Origin of the sequence: Streptomyces sp. NPDC060064 (assembly GCF_042736455.1) — a bacterium.
Classification (GTDB): domain Bacteria; phylum Actinomycetota; class Actinomycetes; order Streptomycetales; family Streptomycetaceae; genus Streptomyces.
This window is the reverse complement of record NZ_JBHWWF010000099.1, coordinates 1-3,253: the sequence shown is the minus strand read 5'-3', so window position 1 is coordinate 3,253 and position 3,253 is coordinate 1. Positions and strand designations below refer to the sequence as shown.

At 65.6% G+C, this 3,253-nt stretch carries 2 protein-coding genes; both read left to right on the top strand.

Annotated elements, in window-relative coordinates:
- Positions 1–379: 379 nt before the first annotated feature.
- A complete protein-coding gene (locus tag ACFWDI_RS40855; RefSeq protein WP_385312161.1) occupies positions 380–2,869 on the top strand; it encodes a hypothetical protein in 2,490 nt (829 codons plus the stop codon).
- A gap of 187 nt (positions 2,870–3,056) precedes the next feature.
- Positions 3,057–3,218, top strand: coding sequence for a hypothetical protein (locus ACFWDI_RS40850; RefSeq protein WP_385312160.1), 162 nt, complete (start codon positions 3,057–3,059; stop codon positions 3,216–3,218).
- The last annotated feature ends 35 nt before the right edge of the window (positions 3,219–3,253 follow it).

Below are 3,253 nucleotides of genomic sequence, written 5' to 3'. Positions count from 1 at the left end.
GGCGAAGAACGCCGAGCCCAACGACGGGATGGACGCCGCCTACCTGTAGCCGGCCACCGGCCCCGACCGGCGGGCAAGCCTCGGATACCCCCGGGCCCGGGCAAGCCTTTGGGCAAGCCCCGCTGAGTAGGACTGATCCAAGAAGTTCCGGCCGGAGTGTCACACGCCGCCGGATTTCGACACCAGTAGCAAATGAAGGCCCTCACCAGCGGAATCCGTCCACAGGACAAGCCCCGCACGGTGTCAGTGCTACCCGTAAGGATCGCTCCAGGGCGATCGGCGGGGGATTCGCTCGCCCGGCAGGCACCTCCTGCCAGAGACACACCTGCCGGGCTGCGGGCCCCCCTCTCATGAGTACGAGGGGAACTTGATGCACAGCATGACCGCAGCACTCGCGGCCAACACCACGACTCAGCCACCGGACCCGGCTGCCCAGCAGGGCGGCTGGGTCGCCGACGCGTTCAAGGCCACCTGGAACTGGGCGGCCGAGACGGTGCCGGGCGGCAATCTCACCGTTCTCAGCCTGGTGTTCGTCCTCGCCATGCTGGCCAACGGCAAGAGCCAGGGCGGCACCAAGACCAGCTGGAAGAAGGGGGACCAGGCCGTTGGGGCTGTCATCGTCGGCGTGTTCAAGGCGCTGTGGGGCGGCGTCGTCGGCGTGTTCAAGGTCCTCTGGTTCACCTTGCGGTTCTATGGCGGCAGGGAGCTCCGGGGCGAGCCCCGCAGCGACGCGACGTTCTTCCGGGCCGGTACCCGCACCACCCGGACGGGCGACACCGCCGCCGTGACCATGGCGTCCGTCGCCCTCGCCCCGCCCCGGGTGAGCCTGGTCAAGCCCCAGCGTCGCCGGCCCCGACCCTGGGCCGTGGGCGCCGCCTCCTGGATCCAGACCTACGCCGGGCGTGGCGCCACCGTCCTGGACCGCACCGTCCGTACGACGCTGTGGTGCGCACGCGCTGCAGTGAAGCTCTGGCGCGGCCTGCAAGCCGTCTACCGCTTCGTGGCGCCCGTCGCGGCCACCATCGCCCGCGTCCTGGGCATGTGGCACTGCTGGCCCTACGCCGCCCGCGGCCTGGCCCGACTCGCCCTCACCGTGGCCCTGTTCGGCCTCACCGTCCCGGCCTGGCGCACCTGGACCATCGTCGGCCTGGTCCTCGCCCTGGCCGCCGTCGTCGTCCTCGCCCACCGTGTCCAGCCCAAGAAGCCCGGCGACGACGCCGTGTACGGGCCCCGGATCTGGGCCATCCTGCGCAACGACCTCAAGCTCCCCGAGGACGAGCCGCGCGAGAACTGGATGATCCTGCCCGAGTCCCTGGCCACACCGGACGCCCGGATCGTCATCCGCCTTCCCTGGACCTGGCGTGGTTCCGAGGGAGACCGGGAGAACCTCTCCGCCCTGGTCAACAGCCGTCTGCCGGGGGAGTGGGTCGCCCGGGTCACCCTCACCGGCGAGACATTCACCGCCGTCTACACCCACAAGCCGCCGCCCAAGCCGCAGGCCCCCGCCCCCGAGCCCCCGGCCGCCGTCGATATCTGGGACCCGAAGGTGCAGGAAATCCTGGGCGCCCTCGGCCCGGACGAGTTCTACTGCGGCCTGGACGCTTTCGACCTTCCCGTCATTCAGAAGATGAGTGACGAACAGGCCCACTGGGCTCTGTCGGTCGGTTCGGGTGGCGGTAAGTCCGCGTTCCTTCAGTGGCTCGCTATTCAGATGCTGATGAAGCGCGGCACGATCATCGGAATCGATCCCAAGATGGTCAGCCTGATTCCCATCATCGGAATTCAGGGCGTCCACACTTATGGCAACCCGCAGGCACCCCAGGACATGCGCGCCACCCTGGAATGGGTCGCCGAGGTCGTCACCGGAAGGAATTACGAGAAGAAGCACAAGATTCGGACGGACTTCCTTCCGCTCTACGTGTTCCTGGAGGAGTGCAACCAGCTCGCCGACATTCTGAAAGAGGAATACACCGCCATCAAGGAAAGCGGCGCTCCAGCCGGTGACCCTATTTGGCGCGACGGGGTGGCGACCACCCTCCGCCTTGGCCGTGAGGTCAACGTCCACATCATCGCTGTATTCCAGGACTTCAAAGACACGCAATTCGGCAACGTCTCCCTCGTCCCTCTCTTCCCGTTCAAAATCCTCGGCAGTTACAGCGAGCGCCAGTGGAAGCGGATTATGGGCAGCAGCATTCCCATGCCGCCCATCCAGAAAAAGGCCGGTCGAATGGTCCTGGCCCTGGACACCGGAGAGGTCACCCGAATTCAGACCCCCTACGTTCCGTGGGACGACGAGCTCACCAAGGACGAGAACCAGCAGAAGGCGTACAAACTCCTGACGGCCTACTACAAGGAGCTGCGCGCGACCCACGGCTACAGCACCGAGGGCCTCTACACGGCCCCGCCGTCGCCCTCCCCCGAGATCGCGCCGGCCATCCTGCGGCGAGTGTCGCGTGACACCGGCCCGGAAGGCTCGAACGGGGGTTCTGAGGGGGGTCTGAGCGACAAAACCGCAGGTCGCGGTGTCACACACCCGGGCAGCGTGACACCCGGCGTGACACCCCAGCGTGACAGGCTCCGGCTCATCCCCGGGCAGGCCGGCGCCGAGGGCTCTGAGGCCCTGAAGGCCCCCGCGCTCCTCACCATCGCTGAGATCGCCCGCGAGATGAACGCCCGCGGCTACGACATCGAGGCGGGCCTGATCCGCCAGCACAAGCGGCGGAAGGAAAGCACGGGGTTCCCGGACGGAATCGAGATCGACGGAACCGAGAAGTTCACCCTGGGCCAGCTCATCACGTTCTACGAACATCGCGGAATCGAAAAGCGCGAAGAAAGCGAGGCAGAGGCAGAGCAGGGCGACGCCGTCTGACCAGCAGAAACACGGAAACTGCCCCCCTCCACGGAGGGGGCTTTTCCATGCCCACCGAGCGGGGGAGCGGTGGGGGAGTGCCTGAAAAAAGCCAACAGTACATAGGGATTCACGCCTGATGCACCCCAGATAAACGTCCATAAAGAGCTCCAAAAAGGTATCTAGAAAATTCTAGAAAGAGGTCGAAGTGGGCAAGATATTGAATTTTAAGAATTCCGCAAAAGGGACGATGCGCGAAGCGCGAGGCATTTGGATTCGAATTAAGGGCCGCGCCGATAAACGGCGAGAAACCTCGACGGAAAGGCGCGAAGCGCTTTTCTTGAATGCCGCTTGCGGCATTCAGATTTGAATTGGAATTCGCTCCGCGAATTCACTGGCCCCGCT